Annotated in this window: 23 protein-coding genes and 2 pseudogenes; 18 read left to right on the top strand and 7 right to left on the bottom strand. The window is 62.0% G+C overall.

What is annotated here, in order from left to right:
- Positions 1-7: 7 nt before the first annotated feature.
- The 7 genes from FJV77_RS11065 to FJV77_RS11035 all read left to right on the top strand — a co-directional run bounded on the left by FJV77_RS11065 (position 8) and on the right by FJV77_RS11035 (position 7,550).
- The gene (locus tag FJV77_RS11065; RefSeq protein WP_142866844.1) at positions 8-1,141 is read left to right on the top strand and encodes an ABC transporter permease; all 1,134 of its coding nucleotides are present in this window, start codon (positions 8-10) and stop codon (positions 1,139-1,141) included.
- A 32-nt stretch (positions 1,142-1,173) separates the two neighbouring features.
- Positions 1,174-2,121 (top strand): D-ribose ABC transporter substrate-binding protein, encoded by a 948-nt coding sequence (locus FJV77_RS11060; RefSeq protein WP_023672597.1) that lies wholly within the window; start codon positions 1,174-1,176, stop codon positions 2,119-2,121.
- A 108-nt stretch (positions 2,122-2,229) separates the two neighbouring features.
- Positions 2,230-3,789 carry an FGGY-family carbohydrate kinase gene (locus FJV77_RS11055; RefSeq protein ID WP_142866843.1) on the top strand — a complete coding sequence of 520 codons (1,560 nt, stop codon included), beginning with the start codon at positions 2,230-2,232 and terminating at the stop codon, positions 3,787-3,789.
- Positions 3,786-5,303, top strand: coding sequence for a glycerol-3-phosphate dehydrogenase (locus FJV77_RS11050; protein ID WP_142866842.1), 1,518 nt, complete (start codon positions 3,786-3,788; stop codon positions 5,301-5,303). The genes FJV77_RS11055 and FJV77_RS11050 overlap by 4 nt, the downstream gene beginning before the upstream one ends.
- Positions 5,303-6,241, top strand: coding sequence for a TIM barrel protein (locus tag FJV77_RS11045; protein ID WP_142866841.1), 939 nt, complete (start codon positions 5,303-5,305; stop codon positions 6,239-6,241). Before FJV77_RS11050 ends, FJV77_RS11045 begins: the two co-directional genes overlap by 1 nt.
- A 78-nt stretch (positions 6,242-6,319) precedes the next feature.
- Complete coding sequence (locus FJV77_RS11040; protein WP_142866840.1) at positions 6,320-7,087, top strand: triose-phosphate isomerase; 768 nt, start codon at positions 6,320-6,322, stop codon at positions 7,085-7,087.
- A 25-nt stretch (positions 7,088-7,112) separates the two neighbouring features.
- Positions 7,113-7,550, top strand: coding sequence for an RpiB/LacA/LacB family sugar-phosphate isomerase (locus FJV77_RS11035; RefSeq protein ID WP_142866839.1), 438 nt, complete (start codon positions 7,113-7,115; stop codon positions 7,548-7,550).
- 78 nt (positions 7,551-7,628) lie between these two features.
- On the opposite strand, the gene dhaL is transcribed toward FJV77_RS11035, so the two are convergent.
- Entirely contained in the window at positions 7,629-8,270 is a 642-nt protein-coding gene (gene dhaL / locus FJV77_RS11030) for a dihydroxyacetone kinase subunit DhaL (RefSeq protein ID WP_142866838.1), read from the bottom strand.
- Positions 8,271-8,300: 30 nt separating this feature from the next.
- On the bottom strand, positions 8,301-9,308 hold the full coding sequence (locus FJV77_RS11025; protein WP_142866837.1) for a dihydroxyacetone kinase subunit DhaK: 1,008 nt from the start codon (positions 9,306-9,308) through the stop codon (positions 8,301-8,303).
- Positions 9,309-9,497: 189 nt separating this feature from the next.
- Here FJV77_RS11025 and FJV77_RS11020 point away from each other — a divergent pair.
- Positions 9,498-9,822, top strand: a pseudogene (locus tag FJV77_RS11020) (NADH:flavin oxidoreductase); the annotation flags it as partial.
- 61 nt (positions 9,823-9,883) lie between these two features.
- On the opposite strand, the gene FJV77_RS11015 reads toward FJV77_RS11020, so the two are convergent.
- The 4 genes and pseudogenes from FJV77_RS11015 to groES all read right to left on the bottom strand — a co-directional run bounded on the left by FJV77_RS11015 (position 9,884) and on the right by groES (position 12,485).
- Complete coding sequence (locus FJV77_RS11015; RefSeq protein WP_142866836.1) at positions 9,884-10,132, bottom strand: DUF982 domain-containing protein; 249 nt, start codon at positions 10,130-10,132, stop codon at positions 9,884-9,886.
- A gap of 25 nt (positions 10,133-10,157) precedes the next feature.
- Positions 10,158-10,478 (bottom strand): annotated as a pseudogene (locus tag FJV77_RS11010) (DUF982 domain-containing protein).
- A gap of 12 nt (positions 10,479-10,490) precedes the next feature.
- Entirely contained in the window at positions 10,491-12,110 is a 1,620-nt protein-coding gene (gene groL / locus FJV77_RS11005; protein WP_142866835.1) for a chaperonin GroEL, read from the bottom strand.
- A 60-nt stretch (positions 12,111-12,170) separates the two neighbouring features.
- On the bottom strand, positions 12,171-12,485 hold the full coding sequence (groES, locus tag FJV77_RS11000) for a co-chaperone GroES (RefSeq protein ID WP_142866834.1): 315 nt from the start codon (positions 12,483-12,485) through the stop codon (positions 12,171-12,173).
- Between the two features lie 339 nt (positions 12,486-12,824).
- Here groES and FJV77_RS10995 point away from each other — a divergent pair, with 339 nt between their 5' ends.
- From FJV77_RS10995 to FJV77_RS10965, 6 genes are all read left to right on the top strand, one after another.
- Complete coding sequence (locus FJV77_RS10995) at positions 12,825-13,184, top strand: hypothetical protein (protein WP_142866833.1); 360 nt, start codon at positions 12,825-12,827, stop codon at positions 13,182-13,184.
- 9 nt (positions 13,185-13,193) lie between these two features.
- Complete coding sequence (locus FJV77_RS10990; RefSeq protein ID WP_142866832.1) at positions 13,194-13,463, top strand: usg protein; 270 nt, start codon at positions 13,194-13,196, stop codon at positions 13,461-13,463.
- A 234-nt stretch (positions 13,464-13,697) separates the two neighbouring features.
- On the top strand, positions 13,698-13,997 hold the full coding sequence (locus FJV77_RS10985) for a DUF982 domain-containing protein (RefSeq protein ID WP_142866831.1): 300 nt from the start codon (positions 13,698-13,700) through the stop codon (positions 13,995-13,997).
- Positions 13,998-14,616: 619 nt separating this feature from the next.
- Positions 14,617-15,084: an Hsp20 family protein gene (locus tag FJV77_RS10975; protein WP_142866830.1), complete on the top strand. Its 468-nt coding sequence runs from the start codon at positions 14,617-14,619 to the stop codon at positions 15,082-15,084.
- An 86-nt stretch (positions 15,085-15,170) separates the two neighbouring features.
- A complete protein-coding gene (locus FJV77_RS10970) occupies positions 15,171-15,680 on the top strand; it encodes an Hsp20/alpha crystallin family protein (RefSeq protein WP_142866829.1) in 510 nt (169 codons plus the stop codon).
- A gap of 135 nt (positions 15,681-15,815) precedes the next feature.
- A complete protein-coding gene (locus FJV77_RS10965) occupies positions 15,816-16,115 on the top strand; it encodes a DUF982 domain-containing protein (RefSeq protein WP_142866828.1) in 300 nt (99 codons plus the stop codon).
- A 184-nt stretch (positions 16,116-16,299) separates the two neighbouring features.
- Here FJV77_RS10965 and FJV77_RS10960 read toward each other — a convergent pair whose 3' ends face one another.
- Positions 16,300-16,944: a GntR family transcriptional regulator gene (locus FJV77_RS10960; RefSeq protein ID WP_246691218.1), complete on the bottom strand. Its 645-nt coding sequence runs from the start codon at positions 16,942-16,944 to the stop codon at positions 16,300-16,302.
- A gap of 322 nt (positions 16,945-17,266) precedes the next feature.
- Between FJV77_RS10960 and FJV77_RS10955 the strand changes: the two genes are divergently transcribed.
- The 4 genes from FJV77_RS10955 to FJV77_RS10940 are packed head-to-tail and all read left to right on the top strand — an operon-like array spanning position 17,267 to position 21,195.
- Positions 17,267-18,394 carry a BMP family ABC transporter substrate-binding protein gene (locus FJV77_RS10955; RefSeq protein ID WP_142866826.1) on the top strand — a complete coding sequence of 376 codons (1,128 nt, stop codon included), beginning with the start codon at positions 17,267-17,269 and terminating at the stop codon, positions 18,392-18,394.
- Between the two features lie 56 nt (positions 18,395-18,450).
- Entirely contained in the window at positions 18,451-19,539 is a 1,089-nt protein-coding gene (locus tag FJV77_RS10950) for an ABC transporter permease (RefSeq protein WP_246691226.1), read from the top strand.
- Positions 19,539-20,465, top strand: a complete 927-nt coding sequence (locus tag FJV77_RS10945) for an ABC transporter permease (RefSeq protein ID WP_142866824.1) — start codon at positions 19,539-19,541, stop codon at positions 20,463-20,465. Before FJV77_RS10950 ends, FJV77_RS10945 begins: the two co-directional genes overlap by 1 nt.
- Positions 20,466-20,493: 28 nt before the next feature.
- The gene (locus tag FJV77_RS10940) at positions 20,494-21,195 is read left to right on the top strand and encodes an isochorismatase family cysteine hydrolase (protein WP_142866823.1); all 702 of its coding nucleotides are present in this window, start codon (positions 20,494-20,496) and stop codon (positions 21,193-21,195) included.
- The last annotated feature ends 7 nt before the right edge of the window (positions 21,196-21,202 follow it).

Genomic DNA, 21,202 nt, shown 5'->3' with positions numbered 1-21,202 from the left:
CCCGACCATGACCGATGTCAGCCAGGCCAGCAAACAGTCCAGCCCCAGCACGGGCGGCGAGGGCTTCGACGTGGCCAAGCTGCTGCTCGAGGGTCGGGCTTTCTTTGCCCTGATCGTCATCATCGTCGTCTTCTCGATCCTGTCGCCCTACTACCTCTCGGTGGCGAACTTCCTGACCATGGCCTCGCATGTCGCCATCTTCGGGATTCTCGCCGTCGGCATGCTGCTGGTCATCCTCAATGGCGGCATCGACCTGTCGGTGGGCTCGACGCTTGGGCTTGCCGGCGTCGTTGCCGGATTTTTGATGCAGGGCGTGACGCTGACCTGGCTGGGCGTCGTTCTCTACCCTCCGGTCTGGGTGGTGGCGGTGCTGGCCTGCATGCTGGGCGCCGTTGTCGGTCTGGTCAACGGCGTGCTGATCGCGCGGTTCAAGGTTCCGGCCTTCGTCGCCACGCTCGGCGTCATGTACATGGCGCGCGGCCTGGCGCTGCTGATGACCAGTGGCCTGACCTACAACAATCTCGGCGGCAAGCCGGAGCTGGGCAACACCGGCTTCGACGCGCTCGGCTTTAACCGCCTGTTCGGCGTGCCGACCGGCGTGGTGGTGCTGGTGGTCATCGCGCTGATCGGCAGCATCGTCTTGAACCGCACCGCTTTCGGCCGCTGGCTCTACGCCTCGGGCGGCAATGAGCGCGCCGCCGAACTCTCCGGCGTTCCGGTCAAGACGGTGCAGATTTCGGTCTATGTGCTTTCAGGCATCTGCGCCGCCATTGCCGGCCTGATCCTGTCCTCGCAGCTGACCTCGGCCGGGCCGACCGCGGGCACCACCTACGAATTGACGGCCATCGCTGCCGTCGTCATCGGCGGCGCGGCGCTGACCGGCGGGCGCGGCAACATCCGCGGCACCTTGCTCGGGGCCTTCGTCATCGGCTTCCTGTCCGACGGTCTGGTGATCATCGGCATCTCATCCTACTGGCAGACAGTGTTCACCGGCGCCGTCATCGTGCTCGCCGTGCTCCTCAATGCCGTTCAGTATCGCCGCCGTAGCAAGCTCTCAGCTTCCACGGGCGGCCAACCGACTTCTCAGAAACGGGGGAAGGCCGAACCGGCCAATCCTGCCCAAGGGAAGACTGCCGGGTGACCGGCAGCAACACCGCGTAAATCATTGGAGGAATGTACATGAAAATCGTGCTTAGAAGTTTGCTTGCTGCCGCAATGGTGGTTGGGTTTAGCGCAGCCGCATCGGCCGCGGGCCTGATCTCGATCATCGTCAACGATCCGGCCAACCCCTACTGGCTGACCGAGGGCAATGTCGCCAAGGCTGAGGCCGAAAAGCTCGGCTATACGGCCAATGTCGCTGCCCACAAGGGTGACACCAACACGGAAAGCAATCTGATCGACACCGCCATCACCAACAAGTCGGTGGCGATCATCCTCGACCCGGCCAATGCCGATGGTTCGGTCGGCGCGGTGAAGAAGGCGATTGCCGCCAACATCCCGGTTTTCCTCGTCAATGCCGAGATCAACCAGGAAGGCCTCGCCAAGGGACAGCTCGTCTCCAACAACGCGCAGGGTGCGGCTCTTGGTGCCCAGCAGTGGGTGCAGGCGGTCGGTGAAAAGGGCAAGTATGTCGAACTGCTCGGCGCCCCGTCGGACAACAACGCTGCCACGCGCTCGAACGGCTACGCGACCGTGCTGAGCCAGTATCCGGATCTCGAAAAGGCTGCTTCGCAGGTCGCCAACTGGGATCGCACCCAGGGCCACGACAAGATGCAGAGCATGCTGCAGGCCAATCCCGACATCATCGCCGTGATCAGCGGCAATGACGAAATGGCGCTTGGTGCGGTTGCGGCGCTGAAGGAGGCCGGCAAGCTCGCCGGCATCAAGGTCGGCGGCTTTGATGGCTCCCCGGATGCGGTTGCGGCCATCAAGTCCGGCGAACTGCAGTACACCGTGCTTCAGCCGGTGGCCATCTTCTCGGCGAAGGCCGTGCAGCAGGCCGACTCGTTCATCAAGACGGGCGCCACCGGCGCCACCAGCGAGAAGCAGCTGTTCGATTGCCTTCTCATCACCAAGGACAATGTGGACAAGTACACCGCACCCTTCGTGCTTTCGGAATAAATCGTGCACAGGGGGTGTCCTTGCGGACACTCCCTGCCTCTTCTACGGCTTCCAGACAACAAAGACTGCTCCTTTGAATTGCCTTCATAACAATCCGGAACTTGCCGCATGAAAGACCTGCTGATCGGGATCGACGCGGGAACCTCCGTGATCAAATCGGTCGCTTTCGATCTTTCGGGGCGGCAGCTTGCCATGGCGTCGGTAACCAACAGCTTCGTCACGCTGGAAGGCGGCGGCGCCGAGCAGGATCTCGATCAAACCTGGCGCGACATGGTTGAGACGGTTCGCGAACTGGCGCCGAAGCTTCCCGATCTCGCGCGGCGAACCGCGGCGGTGGCGATCACCGGGCAGGGCGACGGTACCTGGCTGATCGATGGCGACGGCATGCCGGTCGGGCGCGCCTGGCTCTGGCTCGATGCCCGCGCCGGCCATCTGGTGGACGAGATGCGCTGCGATGCCCGAGATCGCACGCGGTTCGAGATCACCGGCACCGGGCTCAACGCCTGCCAGCAGGGCGCTCAGCTCAGCTGGCTGAAAAGGAACAGCCCGGAAATCCTGGAGCGGGCCGCCACCGCCTTACATTGCAAGGACTGGCTCTATTTCAAAATGACCGGCGAGCGCGCCACCGATCCGTCGGAAGGCACATTCACTTTCGGCGATTTCCGCTCGCGCAGCTATTCCGACGCGGTGCTCGACATTCTCGATCTGACGACACATCGCCGCCTGTTGCCGCCAATGCTCGAAGGCACGACCGACCATCATCCACTTTCTGCGTCGGCAGCCGAAGAGACCGGCCTGCTCGAAGGCACGCCGGTGGTGCTGGGTTACGTGGATATGGTCAGCACCGCGCTCGGAGCCGGCCTCTACGATCCAAGCGGCAATGTCGGCTGCACGGTCATCGGCTCTACCGGCATTCACACGCGCCTGGCGCGCACCGCCGACGATGTCGTGCTCAACGACAATGCGTCCGGCTATACGATCGCCATGCCGGTTCCCGGCGCCTATGCGCAACTGCAATCCAACATGGCGGCGACGCTCAACATAGACTGGCTGCTTGGCCTGGCGCGCGACGTGCTGACTGCCAGCGGCGCCAAGCCTTCGCGCGACGAATTGCTGAAAGCACTCGATGCCTGGGTCGAAGGATCGGAGCCGGGATCGCTGGTCTATCAGCCCTATATCTCCCTCGCCGGTGAACGCGGACCGTTTGTCGATCCCGATGCGCGGGCAGGCTTCATCGGCCTTTCGGTCAAGCACGGTTTTGGCGATCTGGCGCGCGCGGTTCTTGAGGGATTGGCCTTCGCGGCGCGCGATTGCTACCAGGCAATGGGCGCGGTGCCGGGCGAAATCCGCCTGTCGGGCGGCGCGGCGCGCAGCCCTTCGCTGCGCCGCATCATCGCCGCAGTGACCCGCGCGCAAGTCAGGACGAGCAGCCGCCAGGAAGCCGGTGCTGCGGGTGCGGCGATGATGGCCGCGGTCGGGCTTGGCGTTTATCGCTCCATGGATGATTGCTGCGCCGAATGGGTGACACCACTTCTGGGCGAATGCGACACCTATGACGAGGCGCTTTCCCAAACCTACGATGCGCTGTTTCCATCCTTCGTCGCGGCGCGCCAGGCGCTGCGGCCGGTGTGGAAAGGCATGGCGCACCGCACAGGAGCAAAGTCTTGAGTGATACGTCAGATGTTGTCGATCTCTTTGTAATTGGCGGCGGCGTCAACGGCGCCGGGATAGCGCGCGATGCGGCCGGTCGAGGGCTGTCGGTCATCCTGTGCGAGAAGGATGATCTGGCGCAAGGCACCAGTTCGCGTTCCGGCAAGCTGGTGCATGGCGGCCTGCGCTATCTCGAATATTACGAGTTCCGGTTGGTGCGCGAAGCGCTGATCGAACGCGAGGTGCTGCTTGAGGCGGCGCCGCACATCATATGGCCGATGCGCTTCGTGCTGCCGCACAGCCCCGAGGACAGGCCGGCATGGCTTGTCCGGCTCGGGCTGTTTCTCTACGACCATCTTGGCGGCCGCAAGCGGCTGCCGGGAACGAGGACGCTGAACCTAAGAACGGCACCGGAAGGGGCGCCGATCAAGGACGAATTCAAGCTCGGCTTCGAATATTCCGACTGCTGGGTCGATGACGCCAGGCTGGTGCTGCTCAATGCGCTTGACGCCAGTCAGCGCGGCGCAAAAGTGTTCACCCGCACGGCCTGTATTGCTGCCAGGCGCGAAGCCGGGCTGTGGTCGATCGACATGCAGGACGGTCGCACCGGTGCTGTGACGAAGGTCCGCGCAAAGGGGCTGGTCAACGCCGCCGGACCGTGGGTCAACGACATTGTGAGCCGCGTCGCCGGGCAGAATTCCACCCGCAACGTTCGCCTGGTAAAAGGCAGCCATATCGTCGTGCCCAAATTCTGGGAAGGACGGCAGGCCTACCTCATCCAGAACAGCGACAAGCGGGTGATTTTCGTCAACCCGTATGAGAACGATCTGGCGCTGATCGGCACCACCGACATTCCCTATGAAGGCAAGCCCGAGGAAGTGGCCGCCGAGGCCAGCGAAGTCGATTATCTGATCAAGGTGGTCAATCGCTACTTCAAGCGCCAGCTGACTGCGCAGGACGTGGTCTACAGTTTCTCAGGTGTGCGACCGCTCTATGACGACAATGCCGACAACCCAAGCGCGGTGACACGCGACTACATCTTCGAACTCGACGCCCCGAATGGCAGCGCGCCGCTGCTTTCGGTGTTCGGCGGCAAGATCACCACCTTCCGCAAGTTGTCCGAACATGCGCTGGAAAAAATCCAGCCATTCTTCCCGACGATGAAGAAAGCCTGGACCGCCAAAATTCCCTTGCCGGGGGGCGACCTGCCCAACGCGGATTTCGAGCAGTTTTTGAGCGATCTGCACGCCGAGTTTTCCTCGCTTAGCCCGTCGCTGGTGAAGCACTATGCGCGAAGCTACGGCACGCGCACGCGCGCTTTGCTGAAAGGGGTGAAAAACGAAGCCGATCTCGGCCGTCGTTTCGGCCCGGATTTCTTTGAGCGCGAAGCTGCCTTCCTGTTCGAGACCGAATGGGCGATGACTGCTGCCGATGTTCTCGAACGCCGCACCAAGCACGGGTTGCACATCAATGCGGCCGAGCGGAAAACATTTGAAGACTGGTGCGCTAACATCATGGCGGCGGCAAACTGATGGCCTTCACGCTTTCCCTCAACACCAACCCGCTGGTCAATCGTTTCGCTGATCCCGACGATTTGATCGACGCCATTGCCTATGGCATCGGCATCCGCGACGTGCAGCTGACGCATGAATTCGTCAATCCGGGCTGGCCGGCGGCAACGATCGCCAAATTCCTGCGCCTGTTCAACAGCGCACTGGCGCGGACCGGCGTGCGCGTCACCTCAGGGATGACCGGGCCTTATGGCAGGCTCAACCATTTCGGCCATCCGGACGCAGATGTGCGCCGCTACTATGTCGACTGGTTCAAGACCTTTGCCGACATCTCCGCCGAACTCGGCGCTTCGGGCATGGGCACGCAGTTCGCCATATTCACCTACAAGGATTTTGACGATTCGCAGCGGCGCGCGGCACTTGTTGACATCGCGCTCGAATGCTGGCGAGAGGTGGCCGAGCACGCCAAAGCAGCGGGCCTCACCTATTTGTTCTGGGAACCGATGTCGGTCGGGCGGGAGTTTGGCCACACGATCGAAAGCAGCGTCGAATTGCAGAGCGCCATCGATGCGGCCAAGCTGCCGATACCGATGCAGATGATGGTCGACATCGACCATGGTGACGTGACCTCATCCAACCCTGACGACACCGATCCCTATGCGTGGGCGAAAGCCTTTCCATTGCAGTCGCCGATCATCCACATCAAGCAATCCTCCATGAACAAGGGCGGCCACTGGCCGTTTACGGCGGCCTACAACAAGGATGGCCGAATCCTCCCACAGAAGCTGCTCGACACGGTGCGGGCTGGTGGCGGGACCGACAATGAGATTTGCCTTGAACTTTCGTTCCGGGAGAGGGAACCAGTCGATCATCAGGTTATTGCAATGATCCGCGAGTCGGTGGATTTCTGGGCGCCCTATATCGAAAGCGGTCGCGACAGTCTCAAGCCTCGCGCCTGAGTGGACAGCGCTGGGTCGGAGGCGGCACGCGGGCCCGGAGACACGCATCATCCGAATTTCGGATCGAAGGAGAAAAGAATGACCCCATATTGGGTCGGCACGAGCTGGAAGATGAACAAGACGCTGGCAGAGGCGCTGCAATTCGCCGAGGCGCTGGCGGCCTTCGTGCCGGACTTTGATCCGGCGATACAGCCTTTCGTCATTCCGCCGTTCACCGCCGTGCGGCAGGTGAAGGCAGCGCTTGCCGACACCCGCATCAAGGTCGGCGCGCAGAACATGCATTGGGACGATGCCGGGGCGTGGACCGGCGAGATTTCGCCAGTGATGCTCAGGGATTGCGGGCTCGACCTGATCGAACTCGGCCATAGCGAGCGCCGCGAGCATTTCGGCGAAACCGATGCGACGGTGGGATTGAAAACAGCGGCGGCAGTCAGGCACGGCTTGGTGCCGTTGATTTGTGTCGGCGAGACGTTGGCCGAGCGCGAGGGCGGCCGCGCCGATGAAATCCTGACCGCGCAGGTGCTTGGCGCGCTGCAAGGCCTCGCGCACAATGAACTGTCGGCGGAGATCCTCTTTGCCTATGAGCCGGTCTGGGCGATCGGCGAGAAAGGCATTCCAGCCAGCGCCGACTATGCCGACAAGCAGCAAGCGCTGATCAAACAGGTGGCGGCAAGCCGTTTGCCGGACGCCCCGCTTGTGCTCTACGGCGGCAGCGTCAATCCCGGCAATGCCGCCGAACTGATCGGCCAGCCGCATGTCGATGGCCTTTTCATCGGCCGCTCGGCATGGCAAGCGGAAGGCTATATCGACATTCTGAAAAACGCGTCGGCCGCCATCGAGCGCTGACCACGAAGCAAAGGAGCTCATCGTCATGAAGATCGCACTTGGAGCCGACAGCGCTGGCAAGCCGCTGCTCGACGTCATCGCCAAGCATCTCGCTACCAAGCCCGAGCTGCAGATCGTTGATCTCAGCCGGGCCGGCTACTACGCCGATATCGCTGCCGCAGTTGGCCACGAAATTGTCGACGGCAATTACGACCGCGCCATACTGTTTTGCGGCACCGGCATCGGGGTCAGCATCTCGGCCAACAAGGTGCCCGGAATCCGCGCCGCGCTAACCCACGACACCTATTCGGCGGAGCGCGCTGCGAAATCCAACAACGCCCAGATCATCACCATGGGTGCGCGCGTTATCGGTCCCGAACTGGCAAAATCTATCGCCGATGCGTGGCTGGCCTCCGAATTCGATCCAAACGGTCCCTCTGCTGGAAACGTGGATGCCATCGACAAGCTCGACGCGAAGCGCTGAGGAAGGGCCTTGCCGGATAGAGTCAAGTCAAGCCTCTATCCTATTGCTTGAATATGATCTTTCCGAAATGGAGATGGTCTAGCCGGTCAAGGCGATCCGCATCGCCTCGATCACGGTTACGGCAGACGCCGCTCCCGGATCCATGTGGCCAAGCGAGCGTTCGCCGAGGCGGGCGGCCCGTCCCTTGGTGGCGATCATCGCCTTGGTCGCCTCCGCGCCCGCCTTTGCCGCCTCGGCCGCGGCTGCCAGGCTGCCGGCCAGGCCCGTGCCGGCGGCCAGCGCCTCGCCCGCCGCCGTCGCAGCCGGCGCCCATGCATCCATCATCGTCTTCTCGCCAGGTTCGGCCTTGCCGCGATCCTGGATGCCTTTGGCCATGGCCTGAAACATGGCGACCATGTCCGCCTCAGCGAGCGTCGTCTTGCCTTTCACGGCTGCCGCGCCGCGCATGAACGCGGTGGCATAGAGCGGACCGGACGATGCGCCGACGGCATTCAGGAACGACCTCGCCGCCGTGTTCAGCAAAGTGGTCGGTTCGGTGGTCCCGGCGTCCAATGCGGCAACCGCGTCGCGTGCCGCGGAAAATCCAAGCTCCATCGCAATGCCGTGGTCGGCGTCGCCAATCACGCCGTCAAGCGCGCACAGCCGGTCCCTGTCTGCTGACATGGCGTCCGCAATGGCAGCGAACATTGCGGCAAGGTGGGCAGTGTCGACCGTTGTCATGTCTTTGTCCCCTTGCTGCTCTGACAGGTTTTAGCCGGCGCGAAACATGGCGCAGTCGCAAGGGTGGTCGAGCATCGTCTGCAACTCGCTGTCGAGGTGGTGCAGCGTGATCGAAGCGCCAGCCATTTCGAGCGAGGTGCAGTAATTGCCGACCCAGCTTGCGTGAATGGAGACACCGATATCGTCAAGCCTCTGCTTCACGCGCCGGTTCATGATGTAGAGTTCCATCAGCGGCGTCGAACCAAGCGAATTGACCAGCACGGCGACCTTCTCGCCGAGTGTCGGCGCCATCTCGGCGAGAATCCTGTCCAGCATCTCGTCGGTGATCTCGTCGGCCGTTTTAAGTTTTCCGCGTGCGATGCCGGGTTCGCCATGGATGCCCATGCCGATCTCCATCTCGTCGGGTCCGATCTCAAAATTCGGCCGGCGGGTTTGCGGCAACGAACAAGGCGCCAACGCCACACCCATGGTGAATGTTTGGTCGTTGGCTTTCCGAGCGATGCGCTCGCATTCATCGAAGGACAACATGCGGTCGCAGGCGGCACCTGCCGCCTTGAAGATGAAGAAATTGCCGGCGACACCCCGCCTCTTGTGCCTGTCGCCAACGGGCGCGGACGCGACGTCGTCGGTGCTCAGCACCGTGCGCACCTCAATATCGTCCATACCAGCCATCTCGGCCGCCATGTCGAAATTCATTACGTCGCCGGCATAGTTGCCGTACATGAACAGCACACCGGCGCCGCCATCTGCTGCCTTTGCGCATTCAAGGATCGGGTCGGGCGGCGGCGAGGCGAAGACGTTGCCGATGGCCGCCGCGTCTGCCAGCCCCTTGCCGACAAAGCCGAGAAAACTCGGCTCGTGGCCCGAGCCGCCACCAATGACGAGGCCTATCTTACCTTGGCGCGGTCCGTCGCGGGCGATGATCGAACGTGGGCTGCCGTCCACGCTTTTGAGATGGCGGGGATGCGCTGCCAGGATGCCTTCCAGCATCTCGTCGACGGCGCGGTTGCCGTCATTGATGATCTTCTTGGTTTGCACCGGCGTCCTCCCGATTTGGGTATTTTCATAGATGATACCGGGCGCGATCGAGATTTTCACCCCGGCAATTGATGTTTTCACATGTCGGCTCTCTCTGGCACGGCCAGGATCTGCACGCCGTCGCTATTTTTTTGTCCGCCACCAAGGCGAAATTCTTCTTGCCAGCGGAACGTCCGCTTGCTGATGATTTTTACCTCGCCAGACGTGATGGTGAAGATGATCAAGTCCGGTACGCTGGATTTCATCGGCTGCGCGCGGCCGTCGATTGCTGATCCCTTCCTGCCGAAGAAAGTGCAGGAGGGGCGGATCGAGGACATTCGCGAACGCATCGGCTGCAACATCTGCATCACCGGCGACATGACCATGTCGATCTCGCGCTGCGCAGAACCCGACATTCATGGCGGAGAGGCGCAAGGGGTGGCATTCCGAGCGGATGCACGCCAAGGGCGACAGCGTGCTGATCGTCGGTGCCGGCCCCGCCGGGCTGGAAGCCGCCCGCGCGCTCGGCTGGCGCGCCAGGGGGCGAAGGTGACGCTGGTGACGCCATCGGCCTATGTGCCCGACTGGACCCGCAACTATGAGGACTGGACCAAACCTGCACGACGGGCCGCTTTCAAGAATGCCCTTCTTGCTTGTTGTGGAGCCCGCCATCCGTCCAGGGAGTCGCGGCAAGTGCGGCAGGCAGCTCGATAGCTTGGTCCTCTCGCCCATTCTGACCATTGGTCATGAAGGCACTCAAGTGCTTCCCAACTGCTGGCAACCACCCGCTCCCTTGAGGGTCTCACGCGCAGTCTCACTGGTTCGGGAAATCGAATATCCCTCATGGTTTCCTCCGTTCCGACAGATCGATTACATCGATTTGTTGAAATGGCCTCCCGCAGCTAATCCGAAGGTGCCGACTGCCTTGGCCGCGACGATGTCCGCTGCGGTCGGCACAAGCAAATCCATGCGGCGGGCGAAGGCAACAAAAGTGCTGCGAGCGGTTTCGGCATCCACCTCGCCGGCGAGGGGCTGCCCGACAGGCATTCAGCGCGACGCCATGAGCAGGGTTTCGCTTCGATGGCGGCCATTCATCCAGCAGGACGAAGGCTTCTTTACGCTTTGAATGTCGGTCGGAAACCCAAGACCGACGAGCACCCTCACGGGATGCTGAAATTGATTGTGTTCCATGTTTTCCTCCGTTCACGTGGTTAGCTCAATCGATCGGAAGCTTTTCCCACGGCGCGGCTTCTCGGCAACCATCGCTTCCGTCGTTACCAGCAGGCCGGCAACCGATGCCGCATCCTGGAGCGCGGTCCGCACCACCTTTACCGGATCGATGACGCCCTCGTTGTAGAGGTCGCCGAACGCGTTGGTCTGTGCGTTCCAGCCCCAGCCGAATTCCGGCTTCTCGCGTAGCTTGCCGACGATGATCGAGCCTTCCGCGCCGGCGTTCTCGGCGATCTGGCGCACAGGCGCTTCGATCGCGCGGCGCACGATCTCGATACCGTGCTTCTGGTCTTCATTTTCGGCCTGCACGCTGTCCAGTGCTTGGGCCGCACGCAGAAGCGCCACGCCGCCACCTGGCAACACGCCTTCCTCGACCGCAGCCCGCGTCGCATGCATGGCATCGTCGACACGGTCCTTGCGCTCCTTGACTTCGACCTCGGTCGAGCCGCCGACGCGGATGACGGCGACACCGCCTGCGAGCTTGGCCAGCCGCTCCTGCAGCTTTTCCTTGTCGTAGTCGGACGTAGTCTCCTCGATTTGCGCCTTGATCTGACTGACGCGGCCCTGGATCTCGCTCTTCGAGCCGGCACCGTCGACGATGGTGGTATTCTCCTTCTCGATCACCACTTTCTTGGCGCGGCCGAGCATGTTGAGCGTGACGTTTTCGAGCTTGATACCGAGATCTTCCGAGATTGCGGTGCCGCCGGTGAGGATGGCAATATCCTCCAGCATTGCCTTGCGGCGGTCGCCGAAGCCGGGCGCCTTGACCGCGGCGACCTTAAGGCCACCGCGCAGCTTGTTGACGACCAGCGTCGCCAACGCTTCGCCCTCTACATCCTCGGCGATGATCAGCAGCGGTTTGGACGACTGCATGACAGCTTCCAGCACCGGAAGCAGCGCCTGCAGATTGGACAGCTTCTTCTCGTGGATCAGCACATAGGGCTCTTCAAGCTCGACGCGCATCTTGTCCTGGTTGGTGATGAAGTAGGGACTGAGGTAGCCGCGGTCGAACTGCATGCCTTCGACGACTTCCAGCTCGGTGTCGGCGGTCTTGGCTTCTTCGACCGTGATGACGCCTTCGTTGCCGACCTTCTGCATCGCTTCGGCCAGGAAGCGGCCGATCTCGGCGTCGCCATTGGCCGAGATGGTGCCAACCTGGGCGATCTCGTCATTTTTGGTCACCTTGCGGGCATTGGTCTTCAGCTCAGCCACGACGGCTTCTACGGCCTTGTCGATGCCGCGCTTCAGGTCCATCGGGTTCATCCCCGACGCGACCGCCTTGGCGCCTTCGCGGACGATCGCCTGGGCGAGCACCGTAGCGGTGGTAGTGCCATCACCCGCGATGTCGCTGGTCTTCGAGGCGACCTCGCGCACCATCTGCGCGCCCATGTTCTCGAACTTGTCCTCGAGCTCGATCTCCTTGGCGACGGTCACGCCGTCCTTGGTGATGCGCGGGGCGCCGAACGACTTGTCGATGACGACGTTGCGACCCTTGGGGCCGAGCGTCACCTTCACCGCGTCGGCGAGGATGTTGACGCCGCGCAGCATGCGCTCACGAGCGTCGGAATGGAATTTCACTTCCTTGGCAGCCATTGGATCACTCCTTCAGTAGGTAGCTTCATTGACTGGATTGCGATTGGACCAGAGCCTCGCTCAGGCGGCTTTCTTGACCGTCGCGGTCTGCTCGACCACGCCCATCACATCGCTTTCCTTCATGATGAGCAGATCTTCGCCGTTGAGCTTGATCTCCGTGCCGGACCACTTGCCGAACAGGATGCGGTCGCCGATCTTGACGTCGAGCGGCGTGAGCTTGCCACTCTCGTCGCGGGCGCCTGGGCCGACGGCAATCACCTCGCCCTCCTGCGGTTTCTCCTTGGCGGTGTCGGGGATGATGATGCCGCCGGCCGTCTTCTCCTCGGCTTCGATGCGGCGGACCAGGATACGGTCATGCAATGGACGGAACGTCATATCGTTCTCCTTCAGGACAAACAGATTTTTGAGTCCTCCACACCGGACCGGCAATATCGGGCCAGTGCGGGGCGCCGCGACCCTTTTTCAGGCATCGCGCGCATATCGAACTAGTTTTGCATTTTCTGCGTTTCAAGAGGTCGCTGAAAAAATTTTGGCACTCGGCATTCCGGAGTGCTAGCCACATGAATTCATGCAGCTATTTTTGCGGGGCGCGCGATTTTCAGGTCTTGAAATTCGACCCGAACTCCACGAAATTTTTTTGCGGTTGGAGACCCCGAAAAGGGTCACTGCAACACCAATAATGCCAAGGAGATTGTCAGGAAGCGGAGACTGTCGATGGAACGAACCTTCCCAAAAAACATACCCTCGATCGCCCCTGAAACTACTGATCCTTCGCTTGACCGCCTGCTGTTTCCGGCGCGGCACTTTAGCCACCCCGATGAGGTGGTGGGCGACCGCACGCTCGACACTCAGGAGAAGCGCGCCATTCTTGCCTCATGGGCTTCTGATGCTTGCGCCGTCGACTCCATGCCTGCGCTGCGAAAGCCACCGGGTGCTGCGAACCCGGTGACATTTGACGCCGTCATGGATGCACTTCGCCGACTGGATGATAGTCGCGCCGAGGCAGGCTGTGACGTCGAGGAACGGCGGGCCGAGAACGCCCGCAAAGAATTGATGCCTGAACGCGCGCGATAGGAGAGACGCATGGTCAGCAGGGAATTCCGGCTGCAGATGGAGGGCTACGGTCTCACAACTGCGGAAATTCACTACCACCTTCCCGATCATCCGAGCCTTTTGCAGCTCTACGTTTGGCAGGAATACGACCTGGCACCGGAATTCCCGACCCTCAAGGGGTTTCTGGATTACTGGGAGCGCGAACTTGAAGGCGCGCTGCATTCCGTGCGAGTCGCCCATCACAGCCTTATCCGGCCTTCCGAATGGCAGGCCGTAGACGGCATCTTCACAATTCAATAGCCGGATCCGCTCCCCTTGAACTGGAAAGTGGCGTTTCCAATCTTTTTATGTGTCCAGCGCGGCTTGCCGGATGTCGGGTTAGCAGGAGCCGAACGATCGCATGGAAACGATGCTCTTTGAAAATCCGGTTTCCGCCGTTTTCCGTGGCGTTCGCCAAGTAGCCGACATCGTTTGCCGGGAGCAGCGCACGGGGAGGCAAGATGCAGTTGCCCCAAGGTTTGAAGGGAGGTCACTATGGAAAGCGCGACGTTCAAACAACCGGTTTTCGTAAGAGATGAGGGCCGTGTTGTCCAAAAGATCGGCTGTGTCATGGATGCGATAGAGTTTCTGGAAGAATGGCCGGTTGAAAGGCGCGGCCTCCTCCACGCTGCGGCGTCGGATGCATGCTACTCCGCGTACGATGGCCGGAAGTCTGTCGAGGCGGCGAACAGGGCCTTTATGACCTGGGCACGCAGGGTCGCCGTCATCGAGGATCTGCCCGCGGCGCCGCAGTGGATGACAGGGCCGAAGATCAGCAAAATAGACCATCTTTAGATAGTCAGGGCTAGTACTGCGGCGGCAATCTACCGCCGCAGCATCAAAGCGGCACGTCACCGGGGCAAGGGGAGCGGGAAGCCGAGCCTCTTGTCGTTGTGTGTTCACATAGATGCCTCCAGCACGGACAACTTTCCAACCGGATCGCACGACTCGTCTGCCTGAATGGCAGGACCTGCCGGCATCTTCACGCTTCGTCCCGGTTCCCTTGCGCTGCAACCCGTGTCCCCGGCAATGGTCGTCCCTGGCTCATTAGCGCCTCATCACCGAAGGCCTAGGCCCAGCCTTCTCAATTCCTCGAGCGAGGCACCGGACGCGTGATCTCCGCAATCGTCACGTCGTCTATGAAACCGAGGACCGAGACGACGTCTTGGCGTGTCATAGTCATCCTTTTCCTCCGTTCGAAATACCTGCGAAGTAGATGGGGCATTCGCTGGAGAGCTTGCCACCCTGCCATCCGAAGGCGGTCGCGAAACTGCTTTAGCGGTCGCTCTTGACACGGCCGAAATCGATTCCCAACTCATCTTTGTCGGTCGCCGCGCAAGGGGCCGATGTGTCAGGGAGCGCCGGGCTTCTTGGCGTTCCCTCGTATCTATGTTGCTCCAAGGAGGATGTAGCTATGAGAACGAACCTGGACTTTTCCCCCTTCTATCGGTCGAGCATCGGCTTTGACCGCATCTTCAACCTGCTCGAAAACGCCAGCCCCCCGCAGAACGTGGATAGCTGGCCGCCATACGATATCGCCAAGCTCGGCGAAGACACCTATCGCATTGTCCTCGCGGTCGCCGGTTTCGGTGAAGACGAGCTTACGATCACGCATGAGCCAAATATGCTCGTGATCGAGGGCGCCAAGACAGAGAACGACGGAGTTCAGTACCTCCATCATGGCCTGGCGCTGAGGTCGTTCGCGCGCCGCTTCGAGCTCGCCGATCATGTGACCATAGTCGGGGCAAAGCTCGAAAACGGTCTGCTGATCATCGACCTCAAGAAGGAAATTCCCGAGGAGATGAAGCCGCGCCGCATAGCGATCAACATCGAGACGGACAAGAAGGCGGCCTCCAAGCGCATTGAAAGCGCGGCGGCCTGATCTTTGGCGGTCGGCCTGCAGCAGACACCCCGTCCTGTCGTGGGTGGGGTCGGGTGCGGCCCATACAACGGAAAGGAGAAAGACAAATGAGCGTACGTGACTTGATTCCCTGGAGTCGTGGCGGCAGCCAGGCACCGAACATTTATCGCAGTGACGATATAGATCCGTTCCTGTCGTTGCATCGCAATGTCAACCGGCTTTTCGACGAGGTGTTCCGCGGTTTTGACACGCCTTCGGTCCTGGGCCGCATGGCCCCTCTCAACGGCACTTGGCCAAGCGTGGAGTTCTCGGAAACCGATACGGAAATCCGGGTGACGGCCGAAATCCCGGGCCTCGATGAAAACGACGTCGAGGTCATGCTGGATGATGGTGTTCTGACGCTTCGCGGCGAGAAGAAAGCAGAGACCGAGGACAAGGACCGCCAATTCAGCGAGCGCTATTATGGGCGCTTTGAGCGGCGCTTCAGTCTCGGCCGTGAGGTTGAAGACGACAAGGTGGCGGCCACGTTCAAGAACGGTGTGCTCACGGTGATACTGCCGAAGACCAAAAAGGCGCAGGCAAACGCCAAACGCATTGCAATCAACGGCAGCAAATGACGTTCGCGAATGAGGCCAGGGTTCGTCGAGCCCTGGCCTTGCAGGCAGCGAGGATTATCAAATCGCGTCTGACACCAAACGAAAGAGCCGCTTCATGTGATGCTGAATCAACCCTTGCAATTCAGGAGGTAACAAATGACCAGTCTGGCTTTCCGTGCCCCGGTGCAGGTTAAGACCAGTGACGCGATACACGACATCAACTCGGTCCGGGAGGCGCTGGTATTCTTGAATCATTGGCCGAAGGGCCGTCGAGGACCGATATACAGCTGCGCGGTGAGGAGTTGCAACGCCGCAATCGCCAAGCAAATGACAACCGAACAGGCGCGACAGGCATTTGTCGGCTTTGCCAGGATAGCTGGGGTGCTGGCCATATCCGATTTTTCGCCACTGGCCGGCGCTGATCAAAAGCTGTCCGTTTCTGGGCGCAGTCCCTGACTTCTCTTGGGCGCTCATATGCCAGTGAAATTCGACTGGACGAACTCGGTCGCGGAAGCCAGACGGAACGAGATGGGAGGACTTCTGATTGTGGCCCACGAAAAAGCCGATAAAATCAATAATTTTAATACGTGCACTGCCTGGAAGCGACATCGTCTGCGGGCTTCGGGCTGTCCGGAAATTTTCAGGCCACGTCCCGCCGAATTGGCTTGCGATCATCAGTCGCGAACACCGCGCTCGCCTCGCTGACGATAGAGACATGGTCCCTGGCGGCTTTGCCCGCAGCCACGCTGTCTCCGCGCATGATTGCGGTGACAATTAGGTCGTGTTCCTGCCAGGATTTGGCCAGCCGTCCGGGCAGCATGAACTGCGCGCGGCGGAAGGGTGCCAACCGGCTGCGGGTCATCACGGTGAGATCGTGAATATGCGTATTGTGGGCGCCGCGATAGAGCCGGGTGTGAAACTCGGTGTTGAAATATTCGTAGTCCTCCTCGGCACCCAGCTGCACCATCCGCGCCGAAGCCTGGTGCTCGATCTCGAGCCCGCGGCGCTCGCTGCTGGTCATGCGCTCGGCCGAGAAGCGCGCGCAGATCGCTTCCAGTTCGGCCATGCTCTCGAACATCGAGGCGAGATGCTCTTGCGTCACGACGGCGACGATGGCGCCCCTGTTGGGCCGCCTCTCGACCAGGCCCATGGCGCTGAGCTGGCCGAGCGCCTCCCTGACCGGCGTGCGTGATACGTCGAAGCGGGCGGCGAGCGAGGTCTCGTCCAGCTTTTCGCCGGGGCGCAGGTAGCCGGTGACGATCCGGTCGCCGATCGCCCGCACCATCTGATCCACGGTCGTGCCCGACCTGATCAAGCTGCGCTTCCCCGACAAGTTTCCTCCGTCCCGTCTTCTCGCGGAGCCGGCCGACTCGCTGGTCCTTCGACTCGATATGCCCTCTATGCCTCTATTTTAATCTGCATGTCAAACTGGCTATTTTCAAGGCAAAAAGTGCATGCAATTGCCTCTGCTGTGAGCACGGACCTTCGATACGACAACTGATTTTATTGGATAAATTTCTATTCGAAAACTGGCACGGTGATTGCATGCACTTTCTTGACGGCATGTTAACCGACCCGGAAAAGGGTCCTAAAGGGGAGCATTCACTATGACCGACAGATTCATCCTTAACCGCCGCCAACTGCTCAAGACCTCCGCCGCGGGAGCCGCACTCGGCCTGGCCTCGGCATCCTTTCCCATCAGCCGTGCCTTCGCCGCCGCCGCCACCGTCGGCTTCATCTATGTCGGCCCGAAGGACGACTATGGCTACAACCAGGCGCATGCCGAGGGGGCGGCGTCGCTGAAGGGCATCGAAGGCATCTCCGTCGTCGAGGAGGAAAACGTTCCCGAGACGGTCGACGTCCAGAAGACGATGGAATCGATGATCAATCTCGATGGCGCCTCGCTGATCTTCCCGACCTCCTTCGGCTATTTCGATCCGCACATGCTGGCCATGTGCGCGAAATTCCCCGACGTGCAGTTCCGCCATTGCGGCGGCATGTGGGACAAGGCCAAGCACCCGATGAATGCCGGTTCCTATTTCGGCTATATCGGCATGGGCCAGTATCTCAACGGCGTCGTCGCCGGCCACACCTCGAAGAGCAAAAAGCTCGGCTTCGTCGCCGCCAAGCCGATCCCGCAGGTGCTGCTCAACATCAACTCCTTCCTGCTTGGCGCGCGCTCGGTCGATCCGACCATCACTTGCCAGGTGATCTTCACCGGCGAGTGGTCGCTGGCGGTCAAGGAGGCGGAAGCCACCAATGCGCTGGTCGACCAGGGCGCCGACGTCATCACTTGCCATGTCGACAGCCCGAAAGTGGTGGTCGAGACGGCGGCCGGCCGCGGCGCCTTCGTCTGCGGCTATCACGCCAACCAGAGCCCGCTGGCGCCGGAAAAGTACCTGACCGGTGCCGAATGGAACTGGGCCAAGGTCTACAAGATGTTTGTCGACGACCTCGTCGCCGGCACGCCGCTGCCCAACTTCACCCGCGGCGGCTTGGCCGACGGCTTCGTCAAGATGAGCCCGCTCGGCCCGGCCGTCAGCGAGCCGGCCCGCAAGCAGTTCGACGCGACGTTGGCCGAAATGATGAAGGGCGGCTTCGCCGTCATCAAGGGTCCGCTGAAGAGCAACAAGGGCGCCGTCGTGGCGACGGAAGGCCAGGCCTTCGCGGAGACCGCCATCGAGCTCGAAAGCATGGACTATCTCGTCGAGGGCGTCGTCGGCTCGACCGCCTGAAGCTGGCGGAGACGGGCACCATGACGGATACGACCAACAGTGCGGAAGCGCCGGCGATGCTCGGCGCCAGGGGGTATCCGGCGGCGCTCGAATGGGTCGCCAGGCGGGCGGAAGCTTTCGTCATCCCGCTCGCGGCGCTGGTCGTCGGGATGGTCCTGTTCAGCCTGTTCATTGCGCTGGTCGGCAAATCGCCGGTCCAGCTCTATGAAACCATGTGGCGCGGCGGCTTCGGCTCGTGGTTCTCGATCCAGAACTCACTGTCGCGGGGGGCGCCCCTGCTGCTTGCGGCGCTCTGCGTGGCGCTGCCGGCGCGGCTCGGCCTGGTCGTCATCGGCGGCGAGGGCGCCATCGTTCTCGGCGGCGTCGCCGCCGCTGCCATCGGCGTGGCGCTGGGCGGCGCGCCATCATCAATCGTCATTCTTGCCATGGGCGTGGCGGGCATGGCCGCCGGCGGCATCTGGATAGGTGCCGTCGGCGCGCTCCGCCACTACCGGGCCGTCAACGAAACCATCTCCAGCCTGCTGATGGCCTACATCGCCATCGCGCTGATGAACCAGCTCGTGGAAGGGCCGCTGCGCGACCCGGCCTCGCTCAACAAGCCCTCGACCCAGCCGCTTGCCGACATCTACCGCATCGGCAACATTCCGGGCATGGAGGTGCATTGGGGGCTTGCCGTCGGCATTGTCGCCTGCGTGCTCTCCTGGGTGCTGATCGAAAAGACCCGCTGGGGCTTTGCCGCCCGCATCGCCGGCGGCAATGTCAGGGCAGCGCAGGTGCAGGGGCTGGCCGTCGGACCGCTCATCGTCGGCTTTACCGCGCTTGCCGGCGGCTTTGCCGGCCTTGCCGGCATGCTGGAAGTCGCGGCCGTGCAAGGCAGCGCCAACGGCTCGCTCGCCGCCGGCTATGGCTACACCGGCATCCTCGTCGCCTTCCTCGCTCGCCACAACCCGCTGGCCATCATCCCGGTCGCCATCCTGCTTGGCGGCATCGACGCGTCCGGAGGGCTGATCCAGCGCCGCATGGACCTGCCCGACGCCACCGTGCTGGTGCTGCAAGGCATGCTGTTTATCGTCATCCTGTTCAGCGAGACCTTGTACGGCCGCTTCAAGGCCTTCAATCCCGACCTGTGGCAGAGGGCCTCCTGATGGACGCAACCGAGATCGGTCTCTGGGGCGTACCGCTCGCCATCCTCGGCGGTGCCATCCGCGTGTCGACGCCCTTCATTTTCGTCTCGCTGGGCGAGGCCATCACCGAGCGCTCCGGTCGCATCAACCTTGGCCTCGAAGGCACGCTCGTCTTCGGCGCCATGACCGCCTATGCGGTCGCGGTGATGACCGACTCGCCGTGGCTCGGCCTGCTGGCCGCCGCGGTCGCCGGCCTTTGCTTCGGCCTGTTCCATGGCTGGATCTGCAAATTCCCGAAGGTCAATGACATCGCAATCGGCATCGCGCTGATGCTGTTCGGCTCGGGGCTCGCCTTCTTCTTCGGCAAGCCGTTCATCAAGCCGAAGGCGCCCAACCTTCCGGCCATTCCGTTCGGCGCATGGTCCGACGTTCCGCAGGTGCAGGCGGCGCTCGACGTCAACGTCCTGTTCCTGATCGGGGCGGCACTTTCGCTCGTCCTGTGGTGGGCCTTCCGCAACACTCGCGCCGGCCTCATCGTGCGCGTCGTCGGCGACAGTTCCGACGCCGCACGCGCCATGGGCCTCAACCCGAACACGGTGCGCCTCGTCGCCACCGGTGTCGGCGGCGCGCTGGCCGGTATCGGCGGCGCCTATCTGTCGCTCTACTATCCCGGCAGCTGGACTGAGCGCATCTCGTCTGGCCAGGGGCTGATGGCGGTGGCACTGGTCATTTTCGCGCGCTGGAACCCGCTCGGCTGCTTTGCCGCCGCCCTTCTGTTCGGCGGCGCCGGAGCGCTCGGACCGGCGCTGCAGTCGGTCGGCGTCACGCAAGGCTACTACCTGTTCTACGCCGCCCCCTACATCCTCACCTTGATCATCATGATCGCCACCTCGTCGCCGACCCGTTCGCTTGCCGGCGCGCCGGGCGAATTGTCGATCACCAAATAACTGGCACCAAATAACTGGAGTTTTTGCCATGAACGCCAGAGCCGAAATCACCCAGCGCTATATCGACGCCGACCCGTATCCATGGCCCTACAATGGCGAACTTCGCCCCGACAACACGGCGTTGATCATCATCGACATGCAGACCGATTTCTGCGGACCGGGCGGCTATGTCGACCATATGGGCTACGACCTGTCGCTGGTGCGCGCGCCGATCGAGCCGATCAAGTCGGTGCTGTCGGCCATGCGCGCGAAAGGCTACACCATCATCCACACCCGTGAGGGCCACCGGCCCGATCTCGCCGACCTGCCCGCCAACAAGCGCTGGCGCTCGCGCCGCATCAATGCCGGCATTGGCGACCCCGGCCCTTGCGGGCGCATCCTGGTGCGCGGCGAGCCGGGCTGGGACATCATTCCCGACCTCAACCCGATCGATGGCGAGCCGATCATCGACAAGCCGGGCAAGGGCTCGTTCTGCGCCACCGACCTGGAGCTGATCCTCAACCAGCGCGGCATCGAAAACATCGTGCTCACCGGCATCACCACCGATGTCTGCGTCCACACCACCATGCGCGAGGCCAACGACCGCGGCTTCGAATGCGTCATGCTGGAGGATTGCTGCGGCGCGACCGACTACGGCAATCATCTCGCCGCGATCAAGATGATCAAGATGCAGGGCGGCGTGTTCGGCGCGGTGTCGAACGCGGCGTCCCTCGTCGCCCAGCTGCCGTGAGGAAACC

The organism is Mesorhizobium sp. WSM4306 (genome assembly GCF_007003975.1).
In the GTDB taxonomy this organism is placed as follows: domain Bacteria; phylum Pseudomonadota; class Alphaproteobacteria; order Rhizobiales; family Rhizobiaceae; genus Mesorhizobium.
The sequence above is the reverse complement of the archived record's forward strand: the minus strand, read 5'-3'. Positions and strand labels throughout refer to the sequence as shown.